Source organism: Candidatus Taylorbacteria bacterium, assembly GCA_039934295.1.
Lineage (GTDB): Bacteria > Patescibacteriota > Minisyncoccia > Phycocordibacterales > HO2-43-120 > HO2-43-120.
This window is the reverse complement of sequence record JBDTMN010000003.1, coordinates 78,798-96,137: the sequence shown is the minus strand read 5'-3', so window position 1 is coordinate 96,137 and position 17,340 is coordinate 78,798. Positions and strand designations below refer to the sequence as shown.

The following is a 17,340-nucleotide window of genomic DNA, read 5'->3' as shown; positions in this document are numbered from 1 at the left end:
AACCGTTATCAACTAACGAGAGGCGGAGAGTGCAAAGATGGGTGGCCTTATACACCTCGTTGCTTTTTTTGCCCGCTCATAGTAGTCTTTACCTCTGATTTCGTATCCAGATTCTATAATCTAGATTCAAGAATCAATTTCGAAATGCCCACAATAAACCAATTAGTTAAAACAAGAAGGAGCAAAACCGGCCGAAAGTCAAAAGCGGTGGCGCTGACTAAGGGCTTCAACGCGATTAAGAATCGTCCTCGATTTTACTATTCTCCTTTCAAACGTGGTGTCTGCACCAAGGTGACGACCAAGACTCCGAAGAAGCCAAACTCGGCTATCAGGAAAATCGCGAGAGTTCGCCTTACGAACGGCATGGAAGTAACCGCTTATATTCCGGGAATCGGCCATGCTCTCCAAGAGCACTCGGTGGTGCTTCTTCGCGGAGGACGCGTGAAAGACGTCGGGCTTCGATACACGATAGTGCGCGGGGTCTTGGATGCAACCGGAGTGGAGTCCCGAAGAAAGGGAAGAAGCCAGTATGGGATGAAACGCCCTAAGAAGGCGTAACGCGGAAGCAACACGGACGAAGAACGCAGAATGTGCACAGAAGTTCCGTTTCAGTTCCGAGTCTAAGTTCCGATTCTGTTCCGTGTATTAAAAAGATGCGAAGAAAAATAAAAAACAAAAAAGAAATACTGCCTGACGGCATTTACAACTCGGCGAAAGTGTCGAAGTTTACGAACTATCTCATGGAGAGAGGCAAGAAAAATGCCGCCCGAAAAATCATGTATGATTCCATGAATTTGATTAAGGAAAAAGCAAAAGTTGAAAATCCTCTTGAAATATTTGATACCGCGCTCCGAAATACCGCTCCCAACATGGAAGTGAAATCCCGCCGAGTGGGAGGCGCCAACTATCAGGTGCCGATTGAAGTGAGACCCGAGCGCAAGCAGGCTCTTTCAATGAAATGGATTATTGAGGCCTCGAGAAGCAAAAAAGGAAAACCCATGGCGGAGAAACTTGCCCTCGAAATTATGGCGGCGTCCAAAAACGAAGGCGACGCTGTCCGCAAACGCGAAAATACTCACAAAATGGCGGAGGCAAACAAAGCGTTTGCGCACTTTAGCTGGTAGTCGATTTCCTTTTTTCTGTTATAATAGGAATATGAAGAAATATAAATCAAATAGACTTTTTGCAGAACCTTCTTTCTTTGAGGGTGTAGCTAGTGTTGTTGATCTTGGTGCTGTTATACACAAGGATTACAATTTTTCCGAAACTGGAGTGGAAGCAGATCATAAGGCCTTACAAAATGACTGGCGAGCTGTCGGTGATGACATTAGAAATTCTATTTCAAAATATGAGCAACACCTCGCCGAATCAACAAAATAGTCAGCCTTCCGGCCAATCTGTTGCAGTTCGATCTCAACAATATTATTCTGGTCCGTTACCACCGCCCGAAGTGTTAAAAAAATTTGATGAAGTTGTTCCCGGGGCTGCCGAAAGAATAATAAAGATGGCAGAAAATCAATTTGCGCATAGGACGGAATTAGAAAGAAAAGTTATTGACTCAGACATTGCTCGATCAAAGTGGGGTCAAATACTCGGTTTCCTCATTGCAATAGCTGGATTGATAGGTTCTGTCTTTATTTCTATTTATGGAAGTGGATTAGTCGGTGGAATTATTGGAGTCGGTACCCTGGCTTCATTAGTGGGCGTGTTTATGTATGGTTCAAAGACTCGAAGAGTCGAGCGAGAGAATAAATCCAGAGAAGAAAGAGAAGATAAAAGATAATTAGGATTTTTTTCAGGTATTTTGCATTGTCTTTCAATTTCGTGTAGTCTTTTCTCCATTCAGCTAAAGCTGGATTTTATTTTTTCTACAACAAATATTAATTTATTATTTATGAACCGTGATTATCCTTTAGAGAAAGTCAGAAACTTCGGAATCATAGCGCACATAGACGCAGGGAAGACCACCACTTCCGAGCGAATTTTGTTTTACACGGGAATGAGCCATAAGATTGGAGAGGTGCATGAGGGAAATACGGTTACCGATTGGATGGAGCAGGAGCGGGAGAGAGGCATTACCATCACTGCGGCGGCTATTACATGCTTTTGGAATCCTTCCTACATGTCGAAGATCCTGAATTCCGAAGGAGGACCGGACCTTTCTTTGAAACACAGATTTAATATTATCGACACGCCCGGACATATTGATTTTACCGCCGAGGTGAAGAGGTCTTTGCGTGTATTGGACGGCGCGGTCGTTGTTTTTGACGGAGTAGCCGGAGTTGAGCCCCAAAGCGAGACCAACTGGCGTTATGCGGACGATGGAAAGGTGCCCCGAATTTGCTTTATCAATAAACTCGACAGAACCGGGGCGTCTTTTGAGCGGTCATTCAATTCCATTCTCGAACGTCTCACCAAAAATGCTGTGCGCGTCCAGATCCCAATGGGACTCGAAGAAAAATTTGAGGGCGTGATTGACCTTTTGAAAATGAAGGCGTATCACTTTGCGGGCGAGATGGGCATCGATATAAAAGAATCCGAAATTCCCGCAGAGTATCTCGAAGAAGCGAAAAAATATCGTGCCGAGCTTGTCGAGAAAATTGTTGAGCACGATGATGTTCTCATGCAGGATTTTCTTGACGGAAAAGAAATTTCCATTGCCGATTTGAAAAAGACGTTGCGAAAAGCAACACTTGAAATCAAATTGATTCCTGTATTTACCGGCTCGGCTTTGAAGAACAAGGGAGTTCAGCTTGTCTTGGACGGTGTTGTCGAGTATCTTCCGTCGCCTCTGGACATTCCTCCAGTAAAAGGAATTGACCCCCGCGACCCGAGTAAGGTGGTCATTCGACATGCTTCTGATGAAGAGCCTTTTTCCGCGCTCGCGTTCAAACTTCAGAACGACCCTTTCGTGGGTCAGCTAACGTTCTTCCGAGTTTATTCTGGAACAATCGAGGCGGGGTCATATATTTACAATTCAACCACGGACAAAAGAGAGCGACTGGGAAGAATCGTCCGACTGCAGGCGGATAAAAGGGAAGAGGTGAAAAAAGTTTTCTCGGGAGAGATTGCCGCCGCGGTGGGACTTAAGGACGCGCGGACTTCTCATACCTTCTGTGACGAAGACAATCCGATAATTTTGGACCCAATTAAATTCGTTGACCCAGTGATGTCACTTCGCATTGAGCCAAAGACAAAAGCCGACCAGGAAAATATGGGAACAGCGTTGAAGAAACTTTCCGACGAAGACCCTACGTTTAGAATCAGCTCAAACTCCGATACGGGAGAGACAATCATCTCTGGCATGGGAGAATTACATCTTGAAATCATGGTTGACCGAATGAAGAGAGAATTTAAAGTTGAGGCGAATGTGGGCGAGCCGCAAGTGGCTTACAAAGAGACGATTCAGGGAGAAGCGGAGGCGGAGAATAAATACATCAAGCAGTCGGGAGGGAAAGGTCAGTACGGCCACGTGCGGATAGCTCTGAAGCCACTCGGTCCTGCGCCCGAGAAAATCCCAAAAAATACTCACCGGGAGCCCGGTTTTGAATTTATAAACTCAATTAAGGGAGGGGTGATTCCGATTGAGTTTATCCCTGCTTGCGAGAAAGGAGTTCGGGAGTCCATGGACCGCGGAGTGGTGGCGGGATACAAGATGACCGATATTTCCTGTGAGCTTTTGTTCGGTTCTTACCACGACGTTGACTCGTCTGAAATCGCATACAAAATAGCTGCTTCGCAGGCATTTCAAGATGCCGCCAAGCGGGCGAAGCCGGTCATTTTAGAGCCCATTATGAAAATCGAAGTGCTTGTCCCGGAGAAATTTTTCGGAGATGTGACCGGAAGTCTCAACTCCAAACGCGGACAGATCGAAGGATTTGATGAAAGGCAAGGAGGAATCAAAGTCATTACCGCCAAAGTGCCTCTTTCAGAAATGTTTGGCTACACCACGGAGCTCCGCTCGATGTCAGAAGGGCGCGGAAGCGCAAACATGGAATTTGACCACTACGAGGCAGTGCCCGCGCATGTGGCTACAACAATTATTGAATCACGAAAGTGATTCAATAATTGTTCGTCCGACCGCTTCTGCGGTTTAGGGCTACGGGGATAATTGAAGCCCGCAAATAGAATATGGATTATTGAATCTGGATTTTGGAATGAATTAAGACAAAGCCGTCGAGTGCCGGAGGCGCTCGACGGCTTTTTCTTGTCGAAAAAATTATGTCAAGGTTTAACCTTGCCGAAGGCTACCAAGACTTGACAAGATAGGATTAATGAGTAAGGTGAACTTCAGAAACAGACACTGACCTTGTTTGTTTAGACACGGAAAATCCGATTGGTCATCGCAACCAAAAAAAGGACAGTATGAAACTATTAGTCGCAGTTGCAAGTGTTTGCCTCGCAATTCCTGCATTCGCCCAGGCGCCACCGTCAGGATTTGAACTCCTTGTCGGGTACAGGAATGTTCGCGTACCAGGGGTGAAGTTTGAGCATGACACCCATTCAGACGATGGATTCTTGCCAGACGCCGATGTGCCCGGTTCTGCCGGGACCACTGGTTTCGATAACGGACTGATGCATTACGCCGTGGTTGGTGTTGGCTATCATTTCCCTTTTAACGATTCGCTCGATTTGACCGCCGACTTTGGTGGGCTTTTCGGTGGCACGCGCGATGATCGCCAAAATGTCAACGACTTCAGGGCTCCTCAAAACGGATCCTTTGTCTATTCTGAAGCCAGATACGGCCTGCTTACCAGTCTCAACCTTTCGTACCATATCAAGAACCTATCGCTTGGTGTGGAGGGGACTCTCACAGGAATCTTCATTGACAATGGGTGGGATCGTTTCGGCAAGGATGAGTCTCAGCACACCAACTTTCGCCTGGAGCCGACAATCGGTCCTACCATCGGCTATTTGTTCTACGATTACGTCAGAGCTGAAGTTACTGTTCAAGCGGGCGATGGAGGAATCGTTGGCGCATTCTCGCTCAGATTCATTTTTTGAAATCGCCAGACAGTTTACATCAGGCATCGGAATGAATTTCCGATGCCTTTTTTTGCTTAGTTTCTTCTGAACTTGATGGCTAGCAAGGAAATTACTTGATATTTCTTCAGACGTGAGAGCGAAAATTCTCTGGAAAAAATTGTCCGCAGTTCTCCGGCTCGGCTCTTCGGCGGACGAGGATTAGCGAGTTTTTCGCAGGAAAAAACGAGCGCTTTCTTTTCCAGAGATTTTGAGTGGCCTGTTGACATTGACTTTGATTCTGATAAGATGGCACATAATGCACGTTTGTGCTTTTTCAATATTAATTATTTATTATTAAGAACGATTCAGGATTCAAGATTTAAGATTCAGGAGTTATTCCTGAATCATGAATCTAGATTCATGAATCTATTAAACATATGGTAGAAGTATTTGATCGGTCCAAGCCTCACGTAAACGTGGGAACCATCGGCCACGTTGACCATGGAAAGACGACATTAACAGCGGCGATTTTAAGCGTGCTTCACCGAGCTGGCAAACAAGCCACAGTGAAGGGAGTTGACCAGATTGACTCCGCTCCCGAGGAAAAAGCCCGCGGCATTACCATCTCTCTTTCCCACAATGAATATTCAAGTGACGCTCGTCACTATGCTCACATTGACGCGCCCGGACATGCCGACTACATCAAAAACATGATTACCGGCGCCGCGCAGATGGACGGCGCGATTCTCGTCGTCGCCGCAACTGACGGTGTGATGCCACAGACAAGAGAACATATTCTTCTTGCATACCAAGTGGGAGTGCCTAAGGTCATTGTTTTTCTAAACAAATGCGATATGGTGCCTGACAAGGAGTTGATTGACCTTGTGGAAGAAGAGGTCCGCGAGCTTTTGACCAAGCAGGGCTATGACGGAAAAGACGCTCCAGTTATCCGCGGGTCGGCTTTGAAAGCTCTTGAAGCAAAAGACAATACCGATGAATGGTCAAAGAAAGTTCTTGAACTCGTTGACGCTCTCGACACGTATATTCCGATTCCGGTTCGCGAACTCGACAAGCCATTTCTTATGCCGGTTGAAGACATTTTCTCGATTGAAGGAAGAGGAACGGTGGTTACCGGAAGAATTGAAAGAGGTATTGTGAAAGTCGGCGAAGACGTGGAGATTGTGGGAATCAAGCCTACCGCAAAGACCGCTGTTACCGGAATTGAAATGTTCAACAAATCGCTTGGAGAAGGAATGGCCGGAGATAATGCAGGAATTCTCCTTCGAGGAACCAAGAAAGATGACATTCATCGCGGACAGGTCTTGGCAAAACCGGGCTCTGTTACCCCGCACACCGATTTTGAATCAGAAGTCTACGTTTTGAAAAAAGAAGAAGGAGGCAGACATACGCCATTCTTCACCGGATACAAACCGCAATTCTATATTAGAACCACAGACGTGACCGGAGAGGTTACATTGCCTGCCGGAACGGAGATGGTAATGCCTGGAGACACCATTAAATTCGTCGTGAAGCTCGTCGCCCCTGTTGCCCTTGAAGAAAAACAAAGATTTGCTATCAGAGAGGGAGGTAAGACGGTTGGCGCGGGGGTGGTGACGAAAATCACAAAGTAACGCAGAACTAGCACGGACGAAGAACGCGGAAAACCACAGAAGTTCTGTTTCAGTTCCGAGTTTTTGTTCAGATTCTGTTCCGTGTAAACAAAATGCCGAAAGAAACCCCAAAAAAGAAAACTTCTAAAGTTGCGCCAAAGGAAGAGGCGTCGCATAAACTGCGAATCCGAATTCGTGCCTACGAGCACAAAATTCTCGATTCTTCCGTAAAGCAGATTATGGACACCGCTCTTCGCTATGACACGACCGTTCAAGGTCCTATTCCTCTTCCAACGGAAATAAAAAAATATACCGTCAATCGTTCCGCTTTCGTCTACAAAAATGCCCGCGAGCAATTTGAAATGAGAACTCACAAACGGCTTATCGACATCGTGAATCCAAACGCCAAAGTCATTGAGGCGTTGACCAATCTTTCGCTTCCGTCTGGAGTGAATATTGATGTCAAGATGATATAACGTTCGGGAAGCATCTTTTTCAGAACCAGAAAGCCTCTCCAGCGAGAGGCTTTCTTCGTCCTCGGAAAATTTTTCCAATCAGAATTGGAAACCATGCAAATTTTCCTGCGAATGTTCTGAAAAAGACTTCCCTCACTCTGACGGTAAGAAAGAAAAGAAAAAAGAATGGATGGTCCCCCCACATATCAGGGAAATTTTTCAATATTCTAATGTTGACCTGTTTACAGAATATGAGATACTTTCCTCATATGGAAAAGCCGAAATTTGAAGAATATCGTGACGATTTAGCGAAGAAGCTAGAAGACATAAGAAATGCGGATAAGGATAATCCTGAAATCGCAAAGAGCAAAGCAGAGGGGTATTTGGAGGCTATTAAAACAGCGAAAGAGTATCAGACGTCTAGAGAGAAACACATAAGACATCGTCCTAAAATAAAACAGAGCCCTGAAGTCTCCGAACCGAAGGAAAAACGGTCTGAGATTTCTGCTGAGCTTCCCAAGGAAGAGAAAGATATGCCGAAAGAGTTTCCAGGCAAAATGACGGAGGGAGAAAAAGGCCTGATCAATGTTCTTAGAATTCACAATTCTGAAAAATTGGCTTTGTACGATACTTTTTTGAAGATTTTAAAAAGACATAGTGGGTTTACTGAAAGTTTCGCAAGATTTCTCTTTGAAAGCAAGCTAAGCGCGGAAGATTTATCACCGTTTCTTGATACGTTGTTTACCAGATTAGAAATAAGTGCAACAGATCCAAATAGGAGAGGTGCTTTTATTTCAGGGTACTTGAGAGATATAAAAAAGAAGCATTTAAAAAGGGCAGCGATAGTTCGTACGGATGATCCTCGATATTCAAAACATATGAGGGCTTCTTCGGAAGCCCGTCGAGTAGGACATCATCATAAAAAAGGAGGTCACACATAGGTAAGCATTTTCAAAGATAATTTCTTTAATTTGATACGAACAAAAAACTCCCCTATGGGAGTTTTTTGTTAAGAAAAAAGAGCGTATTTAGCGCTCTATGGATTGAGATTGTGCGGGCGGTTGAGATTGCACCTTCTTGATCAACAGCCTGCCGACGATGATGAAGGCTATGAGCAAGATAAGTCCAGTCAGTGCTCCCAAAATTGCATATTTCCATTGGCGAACGAATTCCATTTCGGTCATATAATCTTTGGTTGGTTTGGAGACTCAAGGAACTCGTGGTGTTACGAATTTCATGAAGCCATCGAACATCTGCACTATCTTTCCAAAAGGTAACACATCGTGTTAACAGAATCAAAATCTAACCTAATTAGCTTGAACAAATATTCCAATGTCTTAAATAACATCAAAAAGCCTACATACGTTATAATCTTGCTATAGCAAGATTATAACGTATGTAGGAATATCAAGGAATTTCCTTGATATCGATCTAAATTTTTTACCGAAAAAGTTTTTAGGGTCCAAACGCTGAACTATGCGGAACTAACTCCGTCAGCACGAAAAAACCTCCCAAAGGGAGGTTTTTTCGTGCTTGCTCCGTGTTTTTTATTTTTCTCTTGTCCAAGGGGACCATTAGACAGAGTTAGTAAGGGTAGCTTCTTGCTGATTGACTTTTCCCTGCACTCCTATAATGTTGTTTTCAGCAAACAATTCTTCCACATGAAGTGAAAGAATAACAGATAAGGAGTCTATGTTGACCGGAGAAATCGTGGTAGAGCGTCTTCGACCCAATAAAGTCACGCACAAGGTGGTTGGCGACCTAAACGACTTGTTGAAAAAACAACATTCTGAAGCAATGCCTGTCAGTCGAGAACATCTTCTCGAACGAATGCGGGAAGTGGTGGTTGTCGTTGCTTGGAATCATAATGAAAGGGTTGTGGGCATGGGCGTTCTCATCATAGTCGCAGGCCTAAACTTTACCTGTGGCGATATTCGTCATTTTGTGATTAACGACGGTTTAAATATTCTCTCCGTCGGCATGCGTATCGTCCAGGAACTCATGAATTTCCACCTACACGGCATTGCGTACTATGAAGGTGGTGTGTGGGTACAGGACGAGGAAATGAAACGAATCTTCACGGCTCTTGGTTTTGAAGAAAAGCCACAAAGCAGGTATCGTCTTCGAGTACCCAAAGTTCTTTGAATCCAGCTCTTTTTTCCCTTAATCGCCCGAACTAGGAGTAATCATCTGGTTCGGTTTTTTTTGACAAAAAAAAGCTTATTTGATAGGCTTCTAATCACTGTTTACAGAATGGATGTCGTGACCCTAAACCGCAGAAGCGGTCGGGCGAAGCCGAAACAGGAACCGCCAGTTTATCTCGCCGAAGCTTTATGCGGAGGCGGACACTGTGTTCAAAAAAGCAATGAAATTTCTCTTAGGAACAAAAAAGGGCATGACCCAAGTCTTTAACGCGGAGGGGACAGTTTTTCCGGCTACTTTAGTGTCTGCAACGCCATCAGTTGTAACGCAAGTTAAGAAAAACGATACGGATGGATATGAAGCAGTCCAAGTCGGATATGGAGAGAGAAATAAAAATAAAATCAATAAGCCGATTCGCGGTCATATTAAAGAGTTGGGCAATTTCAAATTTCTTAAAGAATTCAGAGTGCAAGATACGAAATTTGCGTTAGGAGACAAAATTAATGTGACAGTTTTTCAAGAAGGAGACATCGTGACGGTGACCGGAGTAAGTAAAGGAAAAGGTTTTCAAGGAGTAGTGAAGCGACATGGATTTGCCGGAGGGTCGCGAACTCACGGACAGAAACACTCTGAAAGAGAGCCGGGAGCAATCGGAGGAGGAGGCGGGCGCGCCGGAGGCCGAGTGGCAAAGGGAATACGAATGGCGGGACGTATGGGAGGAGACAAGGTGAGCGTCAAGAATTTGAAAGTGGTCAAAATTGATGCTGAAAATAACGAGATTTATATAGGAGGAGCAGTGCCGGGACGAAGAGGAACGCTTTTAGAAGTTAAAGGTTTTTAAAGTCATAAAGTTATAAAGTAGGAGATAAGAAATTCAGAAAAAACTTTATAACCTTATAACTTTCCACTTTATAACTATTATTCATGGAATCAAACGTCTACAACCAAAAAGGAGAAGAGACAGACAAGATTACATTGCCGGAAGCTGTCTTCGGCTTGCCATGGAATGGAGATTTGGTGCACCAAGTTGTTGTTTCCATGATGTCTAGTGCACGGCATCCTATCGCTCACACTAAAAATCGGGGCGACGTGAGTGGAGGAGGCAAGAAGCCCTGGCAACAGAAAGGGACTGGGCGGGCAAGGCACGGCTCTATCCGCTCACCACTGTGGGTTGGAGGAGGAGTAACGCATGGCCCGAGAAATGACAAAAATTTCGAGAGAAAAGTGAACAAGAAAATGAAATCCAAAGCGCTTTTCACGATTCTTTCAAAGAAGCAGAAGCAGGGAGAAATAATTTTTATAGATGAAATATTGTTGCCAGAGGCAAAAACAAAACACGCTATCGGCGTTTTGAAAACTCTTTCAACCATTCCCAATTTCGAAAAAATTTCAAAAAAACCAAAAAATGCTCTCTACCTCCTTGCTCCGAAAGAAAAAATGTTGAGAATGCAAAGGGCCTTCGGCAATATCGGCAGTATGGAAGTTGACGCCCAAGAAAACCTTAATCCTTTGAAACTTCTCAAATATAAATATTTGGGCGTAGCGTTCCCTGATGAATTTTTGAAGGTGATGGAAGGGAAGCAGAAGGCGTTAAGAAACCAGAAAAGGAAAGCGGAGAAAATTAAGGGAAAGGTGTAAGCTGTTAGGTGTTAGGTTTTAGCAAAATACAAGGACTGACACCTTACACCTAAAACCTTAAACCTATTCAAAACAATGGCATTATTTAACTTCAAAAAGAATAAGAAAACCGATGAGCCTCTCAAAAAGGCAAAGAAGGGCGTTGCCAAGCAGGAAAAAAGCGTCGTACTTGCAGAGGGAGAACCGAAAAAAGAGCGAATCGTTCCTTCGGGAAGCCGTCCATCGGTAATTTTGAGGCCTCGAATTACGGAGAAAGCTTCAAGCATTGCCGAGAAGGGCTTCTATACGTTTGATGTTTCGGCTCTTGCAAACAAAAAAAATGTTATGGATGATGTGGCTAGAATTTACGGAGTGACACCAATCCAAGCGCATATCGTCAAAATCCCGAGAAAGAAAACATTTAACCGCGGAAAGCTTGGAATGCGCTCTGGAGGCAAGAAAGCGTATGTGAGATTAAAGGAAGGAGACAAAATAGAGTTAGTCTAAATGAAGTTTATAAGTTACGCTCCGCTCAAGTTTCTAAGTTAAAGAGAAGAAAAAACTTACAAACTTAAAAGCGAGTCAGCGAGCTGAACTTATTAACTTACAAACTAAGATGAAATCCTACAAGCCCACATCAAAATCACGACGGCACATGACCACTGTTTCTTACGGAAGTTTTTTAACTGTGTCCGAGCCACACAAGCCTTTGACTGCCGGATTTCGAAGACCAGTGGGAAGGAATAGCCAAGGGAGGCTTACCACTCGACACAAAGGAGGCGGACACAAGAGGGTGTTCCGAGATGTTGATTTTACCTATACGAAAATCGGCGTGCCCGCAAAAGTTTTGACGGTAGAGTATGACCCGAACCGATCCGGATTCATTGCCCTCATTGGCTACACTGATGGAGACAAAAGGTACGCACTGATTCCCATGGGGCTCAAAGTCGGAGACGTGATTGAATCCGGAGAAAAAGTTGCCGTAAAGCCGGGCAACAGACTTCCACTTAAAAATATTCCTGTCGGTACGTTCGTGTATAACGTGGAGTTGAAGCCCTCGGGAGGCGCCAAGATTGCGCGGGCGGCGGGAAACTTTGTGGAAGTAGTGGCGATAGACGGAGGCGAGGCCCACCTCAAAATGCCCTCGACTGAAATTCGAAAAGTAAGTGAAAATTGTTTCGCTTCTGTGGGCTCCGTTTCAAATGATGAAAACCGTCTTGTAAACATTGGAAAAGCCGGACGTTCTCGCTGGCTCGGTATCCGACCAACTGTTCGAGGAACCGCCCAGAATCCCGTTGACCACCCATACGGAGGAGGAGAAGGAAGGCAGGGCCGTGGCACGCGTCGCGCTAAAACCCGCTGGGGCAAGCCCGTCGGTAAAGGCCAGAAATCCCGCCGAGCCAAAAAATACTCAAATCGTCTTATTGTTTCAAGGAGAAGGGTTGGGAAGCAACGATAAATATCACTCACAATCAAATTTTCAAGAACACGGATAAAGCCGGCCAGCGCCGGCTTTTCCTATTCCTTACAGGAACTGTCCACTTTTTCGCTCTCTCTGAATCGAGCTGAAAAAGTCTTGCGGAGCTCCATGTATTCGCTCCTCACTCGCCTCGCCACTGTCAAGAGCTCCTCGCATAAGAATACTCAGAGTCATTGACAGACCTGCTGGCGAAGCTCCGCAACCCGCCCGAACGTAACGATTCGGAACGGGCGGGTGTTCTTGAAAATTTATTGCTCGCTCTTTCGACTAAGATCGGCACTTTTTTGCCAAGAGGCAAACCATGCAAAAGTACCTGCGAATGTTCTAAAAATGAAGTGTCTCACTCCGACGTCTGAAGAAAATGCCGTGAGGTAGTTTTTGGTACAAATAAAAAACCACTGTCGCGCTTGCCGAAAGTGGTTTTAGAATTCAACGAGAAGCATGGGCCGACTCAGGTGGTTTTTTTGAGGACAACTCTCGCATGAGTGCCCGACCCCTAGCTTGGAATTCTGGAGAGCGCAATACCTCCCAATTTGGATTGGGAAGATCTGCAGGTTCCGTGTGCCAAAAATGCTGGCGCTTCGGATCGTAAAGAGCAGAAGGGTGTAATTTTCGTTTCATATTTTTTTCTTTTTTCATTATCTCATATGTAAAGTCAAAGTAAAACTAAGAAGATGGCAATATTTCTGATAATTTAATTTAAAAATTTTTTTGGCAGTTGTTTATGAAAAGAAAAAAACCATTGGATGGTGTGTCAACGTGGCAGGTGGACATAGTTGCACTGCCTCCTGGCAGTTTTTTGTAATTGGGAAAAGAAAAAACCACCGGCATATTGAGGTGCGGGTGGTTGATGGAGGACGAGCGTATCAGTCGGGATTGAGCTCGAACGTTTTGCCGGTGAACTGCGATTTGATCCGAATTGAAGGCTTCCTGCGCCTTACGATTGTGCCGGCAGGTTTTGCTCCGATGCCGAATCCTTTTGCCAATGCGATGAAACGGTGCTGGTCTTTCTCGTCAACGACAACCAAAGCGCCTTGCCCACCATTCCATGTGGTGTAACAGTCCTCATCATTGAAGCCTCTCCAGCGCGCGCAGTCTCGCATGATGCGAGGAGGTGTCCAAAGCTTCGGTAGGTCAGCGGAGAGCCCTCGTGGGAACAGTCCATCTTCGCCAAACTTCGATTGAATTGCGCCACCGGAAAGATGGGCGATGTAGTGCATTGGAATGTAGCGGCCCCATTTGTCCCAGCCGTTAGCGGTTGCCAGAAAAGTATCGTAGATGATTGAAGGGGCGGCCGCGGCGTTGATTGCTTTGCTCGCCTCTCCGTTGTAGTACCACTCATGTCCAAATTTGAGAGCCAACGCCTTTCTGACGGCGCTAATGCCGTTTGACCTGAACCCATGTTCTCGAAGAGCGATTACAATTTGTCCAGGTCGGAGTCCCTCTCCAGTAATCATTCGATCTTGGCGGCCGATGCCCAACGCGAATCCTGCCCAGTTAAATTTGGTCGTTGCTTCCGGATTTTCTGATCCGACGCATACGCCAAGTTCTGCTGTTTCTCCCCCCAGTAGAACGAATTTATGAACATGTGCCAGATCGCCGAGCCCCTTCATGAGATGAACGAAACTGGAGAACCTCTTGGTCACCAATTCTCCAATGGAAGAAGCGTCCAGAACATTCATGAAGACGAGTGGCAATCCACCGTACCGGGTGATGTCACCGAAAGTCATCGCAATCAAGTTGGCGGCGCCTTCAAGATGAACGCCCGCCGAATCAATCAAAATGACTTTTGTCCCAATTCCATCTGCGGCTCCCATTTGAAAGGTGGTGCCATCAGATTTGAATCGAAAGCCTCTTGGGCCTCGAAAATGTCCTTGAGACATGTCTTCCACGGTTACCCATGGAGAAAGTTCGTAAGTCGATCGGCAGATTTCTCCGCAGATTGCACTGAACGAGTCTCCAGCTTTGATGTTGACGCCATCCACGGCGTACAAGTCCGGTCTGCTTTTCCGTGTTTTCATAGTTGAGCTTTCCGTGTCTGTTTTGGTTTTGTCTAACTCTTCGGTGACTTTAGCACACTATACATAAATATCAACGAAGTCTCGAAATGCAAGTCTTGCCCTTAGAATCTGGCTCCAAAATCTAGTGCTGTCTCCTCGCTTTGACAAATGTGTGCTATCTGGTAACATTCTAAATCAAGCTCTGTAGAAGGCTAAATCATTCATTTTATGAATGAGTGCCCGAAACACTTTGTCAGAAGGTGTTTTTAGGGGCTTTTTTATTCAGGAAGTTAAATCACGGAAGTCACACAGACGAAAAACACGGAAAGGCACAGAAGTTCAGTGAGAGTTCCGTGTTAAGGTTCCGATTCAGTTCAGTGTAATTATCATGACACGCTCTGTCGCCAAAGGTCCATATGTTTCGGAGATTCTCATGAAGAAGATTTCCGGAAAGAAGCCAGAACAAGCTGGGGTGATTAAAACGTGGGCGAGGGCGAGCCAGATTGCGCCCGAGATGGTCGGATTCAAGTTTGGAGTTCATAACGGCAGGGATCACGTTGAGGTTCTGGTTACTGAAGACATGGTCGGACACCGTTTGGGCGAATTTTCCCTCACTCGCAAGTTCCTGCGACACGGAGGAAAGATGCAGAAAGAGCTTGAAATGAAAAAGAAAGAGGCCGAAATCGCAGGAGCCCAGTCGGCGAAGGCGGTTACGGCGGAGAAGAAATAACACGGAAGTAACACGGACGAAGAACACGGAAAGGCACAGAAGTTCAGCGGGAGTTCCGTGTTAAGGTTCCGAGTCGGTTCAGTGAAAAAAACATGAAAGCATCACTCAACGATTACAGACAGTCACCGCGGAAGGTCCGCTTGGTTGCAAATTTTGTTAAGGGAAAAAAGGTTTCCCAAGCTCTTTCGGTGTTGAATTTTATGACAAAGGATGCCGCACAACCAATTAAGAAGCTCATTGATTCCGCCCTCGCCAACGCAAAAAATAATTCCGACGTCAGTTCGGATTTTCTTTTTATTAAGGACATTCAGGTGAACCCGGGAGCGGTATTGAAGCGAAGAATGCCGAGAGCCAGGGGTACGGCATTTCAGATAAAAAAAAGAACGAGTCACATCACAATTGTTTTGGAAGAAAAAACAATTGTAAATTCGAAATCCGAAGCACGAAATCCGAAAAAGAAAGAAGCTAAACAGCTAATAGCTAAAAGCTAACACCTAACCCATGAGTCACGTTGTCCATCCTTATGCCCATAGACTAGGAATTTTAAGAGACTGGAAAAGTCGCTGGTTTGGCGTGGGTCACAAGCGTTATAAAGAGTTTCTAAAGTGCGACATTCTGATTCGAGAATTTTTGCAGGAAAAGCTTCGAGGATTCTACGTAAGCTCCATTGAAATGGAGCGAAGCGAAAAATCACTTCGGCTCATCTTGAAAACTTCTCGGCCCGGAATGATTATCGGCAAGGGCGGAGATGGGGCTCAACGCCTGCGAACGCAGGTCTTGAAAGAAATGGGAAGGCTCAAACTCGCACTTCCACCGGAATTGAAACTCGATATTGAAGAGGTCCGCTCGCCAGAATCGAATGCGGCTATTGTGGCATATATGATTGCCGAAGGACTTGAAAAGAGAATGCCTTTCAGGCGCGTAGTAAAACAGATGATTGAGAAAGTCATGGCGAACCGAGATGTGAAGGGAGTGAAGATTTATCTTGGGGGACGCCTTGGAGGAGCTGACATGGCAAGGAGCGAGGAAATAAAGAAAGGTCAGATTCCGCTTCAAACCTTCAGGTCTGACATTGATTTCGCGAGGGAAAAAGCGCACATGACCTATGGAGACATCGGCATCAAGGTGTGGATTTATAGAGGAGAAGTCTTTGATAAGGAAAAGAAATAGCACGGAATAGCACGGACGAAGAACACGGAAAGGCACAGAAGTTCAGTGAGAGTTCCGCGTTGAGGTTCCGAGTCGGTTCAGTGATACATATATGTTGTTACCCAAAAAAGTTAAACACAGAAAGTGGCATACGATGAGGAGGAATGCCAACAAACCCCTGGTTGAGACCAGAGGCATCGCCCTTTCCTTTGGCTCCTACGGCTTGAAAGCGCAAACTGCAGGAAGAGTGACTTCAAACCAGATTGAATCGGCGAGAAAAGTCATGTCCCGTTTTGTGGGCAAGGTCGGAAAGATTTGGATTCGCATTTTTCCCGATATGCCGTATACTGCAAAGCCAGCGGAGGTGGGTATGGGCAAGGGAAAAGGAGACCCGCAGGGATACAGCTTCCAAGTCAAACCGGGAAGAATCTTGTTTGAAATTGACGGAATTACGGAAGCGGACGCGAAAGAGGCGCTTCGAAAAGCCGGCACGAAATTGCCGATTAGGAGCAAGATTGTTTCGAGATAACACGGAAGCCACACGGACGAAGAACACGGAAAGGCACAGAAGTTCAGTTTAGTTCCGTGTTGAGGTTCCGAGTCAGTTCAGTGTAAAAAAATGAAAGACATAAAAGACAAAAAGGAAGAGGAATTGGTGAAGCTTCTCGATGAAAAAAGAGAGGCGCTTCGAAATTTTCGATTTGCCATGGCCGGGAGCAAGCAGAAGAATGTAAAGGAAGGGAAGGGATTGAGGAAAGATATCGCGAGGATACTGACGGAGGTGAATGCGAGATAGCACGGAAGCCACACGGACGAAGAACACGGAAAGTTCAGCGGGAGTTCCGTGTTGAGGTTCCGAGTCAGTTCAGTGATAAAAAATATGGAAACTCAAATTCAAACAAAAGAAAAAGAAACAAAAAGCAAACCAAAGCAGCTCACCGGTCTTGTGGTATCCACCAAAATGAAAGACACGATTGCTGTTCGAGTTGAACAGTTTAAGAAGGCGCCTAAATACGGGAAATTCATAAAAAGAAGCAAGAAATTTTTGGCCCACGATCCAGGCAACACGAAGAAAGAAGGCGAGAAAGTAACCATTGTAGAATGCCGGCCGCTGTCGAAGAATAAGCATTTTAGAGTAATATAACACGGAAGCCACACGGACGAAGAACACGGAAAGGCACAGAAGTTCAGT

22 protein-coding genes are annotated in these 17,340 nt (G+C 45.4%); 20 read left to right on the top strand and 2 right to left on the bottom strand.

Annotated elements, in window-relative coordinates:
* Positions 1-144 precede the first annotated feature (144 nt).
* From rpsL to ABI430_01505, 9 genes are all read left to right on the top strand, one after another.
* Positions 145-558, top strand: a complete 414-nt coding sequence (gene rpsL, locus ABI430_01545) for a 30S ribosomal protein S12 (GenBank protein ID MEO8637566.1) — start codon at positions 145-147, stop codon at positions 556-558.
* Between the two features lie 95 nt (positions 559-653).
* Positions 654-1,124 carry a 30S ribosomal protein S7 gene (gene rpsG / locus ABI430_01540; protein MEO8637565.1) on the top strand — a complete coding sequence of 157 codons (471 nt, stop codon included), beginning with the start codon at positions 654-656 and terminating at the stop codon, positions 1,122-1,124.
* A 31-nt stretch (positions 1,125-1,155) separates the two neighbouring features.
* Positions 1,156-1,380, top strand: coding sequence for a hypothetical protein (locus ABI430_01535; protein ID MEO8637564.1), 225 nt, complete (start codon positions 1,156-1,158; stop codon positions 1,378-1,380).
* On the top strand, positions 1,349-1,783 hold the full coding sequence (locus tag ABI430_01530; GenBank protein MEO8637563.1) for a DUF2335 domain-containing protein: 435 nt from the start codon (positions 1,349-1,351) through the stop codon (positions 1,781-1,783). The genes ABI430_01535 and ABI430_01530 overlap by 32 nt, the downstream gene beginning before the upstream one ends.
* 111 nt (positions 1,784-1,894) lie before the next feature.
* Positions 1,895-4,060 (top strand): elongation factor G, encoded by a 2,166-nt coding sequence (fusA, locus tag ABI430_01525; protein MEO8637562.1) that lies wholly within the window; start codon positions 1,895-1,897, stop codon positions 4,058-4,060.
* A 305-nt stretch (positions 4,061-4,365) separates the two neighbouring features.
* Positions 4,366-5,004, top strand: coding sequence for a hypothetical protein (locus ABI430_01520; GenBank protein MEO8637561.1), 639 nt, complete (start codon positions 4,366-4,368; stop codon positions 5,002-5,004).
* Between the two features lie 398 nt (positions 5,005-5,402).
* Positions 5,403-6,596 carry an elongation factor Tu gene (gene tuf, locus ABI430_01515; GenBank protein MEO8637560.1) on the top strand — a complete coding sequence of 398 codons (1,194 nt, stop codon included), beginning with the start codon at positions 5,403-5,405 and terminating at the stop codon, positions 6,594-6,596.
* A 92-nt stretch (positions 6,597-6,688) separates the two neighbouring features.
* On the top strand, positions 6,689-7,051 hold the full coding sequence (gene rpsJ / locus ABI430_01510; protein ID MEO8637559.1) for a 30S ribosomal protein S10: 363 nt from the start codon (positions 6,689-6,691) through the stop codon (positions 7,049-7,051).
* Between the two features lie 248 nt (positions 7,052-7,299).
* On the top strand, positions 7,300-7,971 hold the full coding sequence (locus ABI430_01505) for a hypothetical protein (GenBank protein MEO8637558.1): 672 nt from the start codon (positions 7,300-7,302) through the stop codon (positions 7,969-7,971).
* A gap of 87 nt (positions 7,972-8,058) precedes the next feature.
* Here the strand turns inward: ABI430_01505 and ABI430_01500 are convergent, their stop codons facing one another.
* Positions 8,059-8,205, bottom strand: coding sequence for a hypothetical protein (locus tag ABI430_01500; GenBank protein MEO8637557.1), 147 nt, complete (start codon positions 8,203-8,205; stop codon positions 8,059-8,061).
* Positions 8,206-8,722: 517 nt separating this feature from the next.
* Between ABI430_01500 and ABI430_01495 the strand changes: the two genes are divergently transcribed.
* From ABI430_01495 to rplB, 5 genes are all read left to right on the top strand, one after another.
* Entirely contained in the window at positions 8,723-9,175 is a 453-nt protein-coding gene (locus tag ABI430_01495) for a hypothetical protein (protein ID MEO8637556.1), read from the top strand.
* 220 nt (positions 9,176-9,395) lie between these two features.
* The gene (rplC, locus tag ABI430_01490; GenBank protein ID MEO8637555.1) at positions 9,396-10,013 is read left to right on the top strand and encodes a 50S ribosomal protein L3; all 618 of its coding nucleotides are present in this window, start codon (positions 9,396-9,398) and stop codon (positions 10,011-10,013) included.
* Between the two features lie 83 nt (positions 10,014-10,096).
* Positions 10,097-10,810 (top strand): 50S ribosomal protein L4, encoded by a 714-nt coding sequence (gene rplD, locus ABI430_01485; protein ID MEO8637554.1) that lies wholly within the window; start codon positions 10,097-10,099, stop codon positions 10,808-10,810.
* Positions 10,811-10,885: 75 nt separating this feature from the next.
* Complete coding sequence (gene rplW / locus ABI430_01480; GenBank protein ID MEO8637553.1) at positions 10,886-11,296, top strand: 50S ribosomal protein L23; 411 nt, start codon at positions 10,886-10,888, stop codon at positions 11,294-11,296.
* Positions 11,297-11,405: 109 nt separating this feature from the next.
* A complete protein-coding gene (gene rplB / locus ABI430_01475) occupies positions 11,406-12,248 on the top strand; it encodes a 50S ribosomal protein L2 (GenBank protein MEO8637552.1) in 843 nt (280 codons plus the stop codon).
* Between the two features lie 887 nt (positions 12,249-13,135).
* Here the strand turns inward: rplB and ABI430_01470 are convergent.
* Entirely contained in the window at positions 13,136-14,290 is a 1,155-nt protein-coding gene (locus ABI430_01470) for an AIR synthase-related protein (GenBank protein MEO8637551.1), read from the bottom strand.
* Positions 14,291-14,657: 367 nt separating this feature from the next.
* Here ABI430_01470 and rpsS point away from each other — a divergent pair, with 367 nt between their 5' ends.
* The 6 genes from rpsS to rpsQ all read left to right on the top strand — a co-directional run bounded on the left by rpsS (position 14,658) and on the right by rpsQ (position 17,292).
* The gene (gene rpsS, locus ABI430_01465) at positions 14,658-14,999 is read left to right on the top strand and encodes a 30S ribosomal protein S19 (protein MEO8637550.1); all 342 of its coding nucleotides are present in this window, start codon (positions 14,658-14,660) and stop codon (positions 14,997-14,999) included.
* Between the two features lie 92 nt (positions 15,000-15,091).
* Complete coding sequence (rplV, locus tag ABI430_01460) at positions 15,092-15,490, top strand: 50S ribosomal protein L22 (GenBank protein MEO8637549.1); 399 nt, start codon at positions 15,092-15,094, stop codon at positions 15,488-15,490.
* 10 nt (positions 15,491-15,500) lie between these two features.
* On the top strand, positions 15,501-16,169 hold the full coding sequence (gene rpsC / locus ABI430_01455; protein MEO8637548.1) for a 30S ribosomal protein S3: 669 nt from the start codon (positions 15,501-15,503) through the stop codon (positions 16,167-16,169).
* A 91-nt stretch (positions 16,170-16,260) separates the two neighbouring features.
* Positions 16,261-16,677 (top strand): 50S ribosomal protein L16, encoded by a 417-nt coding sequence (gene rplP, locus ABI430_01450; GenBank protein MEO8637547.1) that lies wholly within the window; start codon positions 16,261-16,263, stop codon positions 16,675-16,677.
* Between the two features lie 90 nt (positions 16,678-16,767).
* The gene (rpmC, locus tag ABI430_01445; GenBank protein MEO8637546.1) at positions 16,768-16,944 is read left to right on the top strand and encodes a 50S ribosomal protein L29; all 177 of its coding nucleotides are present in this window, start codon (positions 16,768-16,770) and stop codon (positions 16,942-16,944) included.
* Between the two features lie 84 nt (positions 16,945-17,028).
* Complete coding sequence (gene rpsQ, locus ABI430_01440) at positions 17,029-17,292, top strand: 30S ribosomal protein S17 (GenBank protein ID MEO8637545.1); 264 nt, start codon at positions 17,029-17,031, stop codon at positions 17,290-17,292.
* The last annotated feature ends 48 nt before the right edge of the window (positions 17,293-17,340 follow it).

Bases quoted from the DNA above. Each gene is read 5' to 3' on its own strand.
- rpsL (MEO8637566.1), top strand. From the start codon at position 145: ATGCCCACAATAAACCAATTAGTTAAAACAAGAAGGAGCAAAACCGGC.
- rpsG (MEO8637565.1), top strand. From the start codon at position 654: ATGCGAAGAAAAATAAAAAACAAAAAAGAAATACTGCCTGACGGCATT.
- ABI430_01535 (MEO8637564.1), top strand. From the start codon at position 1,156: ATGAAGAAATATAAATCAAATAGACTTTTTGCAGAACCTTCTTTCTTT.
- ABI430_01530 (MEO8637563.1), top strand. From the start codon at position 1,349: ATGAGCAACACCTCGCCGAATCAACAAAATAGTCAGCCTTCCGGCCAA.
- fusA (MEO8637562.1), top strand. From the start codon at position 1,895: ATGAACCGTGATTATCCTTTAGAGAAAGTCAGAAACTTCGGAATCATA.
- ABI430_01520 (MEO8637561.1), top strand. From the start codon at position 4,366: ATGAAACTATTAGTCGCAGTTGCAAGTGTTTGCCTCGCAATTCCTGCA.
- tuf (MEO8637560.1), top strand. From the start codon at position 5,403: ATGGTAGAAGTATTTGATCGGTCCAAGCCTCACGTAAACGTGGGAACC.
- rpsJ (MEO8637559.1), top strand. From the start codon at position 6,689: ATGCCGAAAGAAACCCCAAAAAAGAAAACTTCTAAAGTTGCGCCAAAG.
- ABI430_01505 (MEO8637558.1), top strand. From the start codon at position 7,300: ATGGAAAAGCCGAAATTTGAAGAATATCGTGACGATTTAGCGAAGAAG.
- ABI430_01500 (MEO8637557.1), bottom strand. From the start codon at position 8,205: ATGGAATTCGTTCGCCAATGGAAATATGCAATTTTGGGAGCACTGACT.
- ABI430_01495 (MEO8637556.1), top strand. From the start codon at position 8,723: ATGTTGACCGGAGAAATCGTGGTAGAGCGTCTTCGACCCAATAAAGTC.
- rplC (MEO8637555.1), top strand. From the start codon at position 9,396: ATGAAATTTCTCTTAGGAACAAAAAAGGGCATGACCCAAGTCTTTAAC.
- rplD (MEO8637554.1), top strand. From the start codon at position 10,097: ATGGAATCAAACGTCTACAACCAAAAAGGAGAAGAGACAGACAAGATT.
- rplW (MEO8637553.1), top strand. From the start codon at position 10,886: ATGGCATTATTTAACTTCAAAAAGAATAAGAAAACCGATGAGCCTCTC.
- rplB (MEO8637552.1), top strand. From the start codon at position 11,406: ATGAAATCCTACAAGCCCACATCAAAATCACGACGGCACATGACCACT.
- ABI430_01470 (MEO8637551.1), bottom strand. From the start codon at position 14,290: ATGAAAACACGGAAAAGCAGACCGGACTTGTACGCCGTGGATGGCGTC.
- rpsS (MEO8637550.1), top strand. From the start codon at position 14,658: ATGACACGCTCTGTCGCCAAAGGTCCATATGTTTCGGAGATTCTCATG.
- rplV (MEO8637549.1), top strand. From the start codon at position 15,092: ATGAAAGCATCACTCAACGATTACAGACAGTCACCGCGGAAGGTCCGC.
- rpsC (MEO8637548.1), top strand. From the start codon at position 15,501: ATGAGTCACGTTGTCCATCCTTATGCCCATAGACTAGGAATTTTAAGA.
- rplP (MEO8637547.1), top strand. From the start codon at position 16,261: ATGTTGTTACCCAAAAAAGTTAAACACAGAAAGTGGCATACGATGAGG.
- rpmC (MEO8637546.1), top strand. From the start codon at position 16,768: ATGAAAGACATAAAAGACAAAAAGGAAGAGGAATTGGTGAAGCTTCTC.
- rpsQ (MEO8637545.1), top strand. From the start codon at position 17,029: ATGGAAACTCAAATTCAAACAAAAGAAAAAGAAACAAAAAGCAAACCA.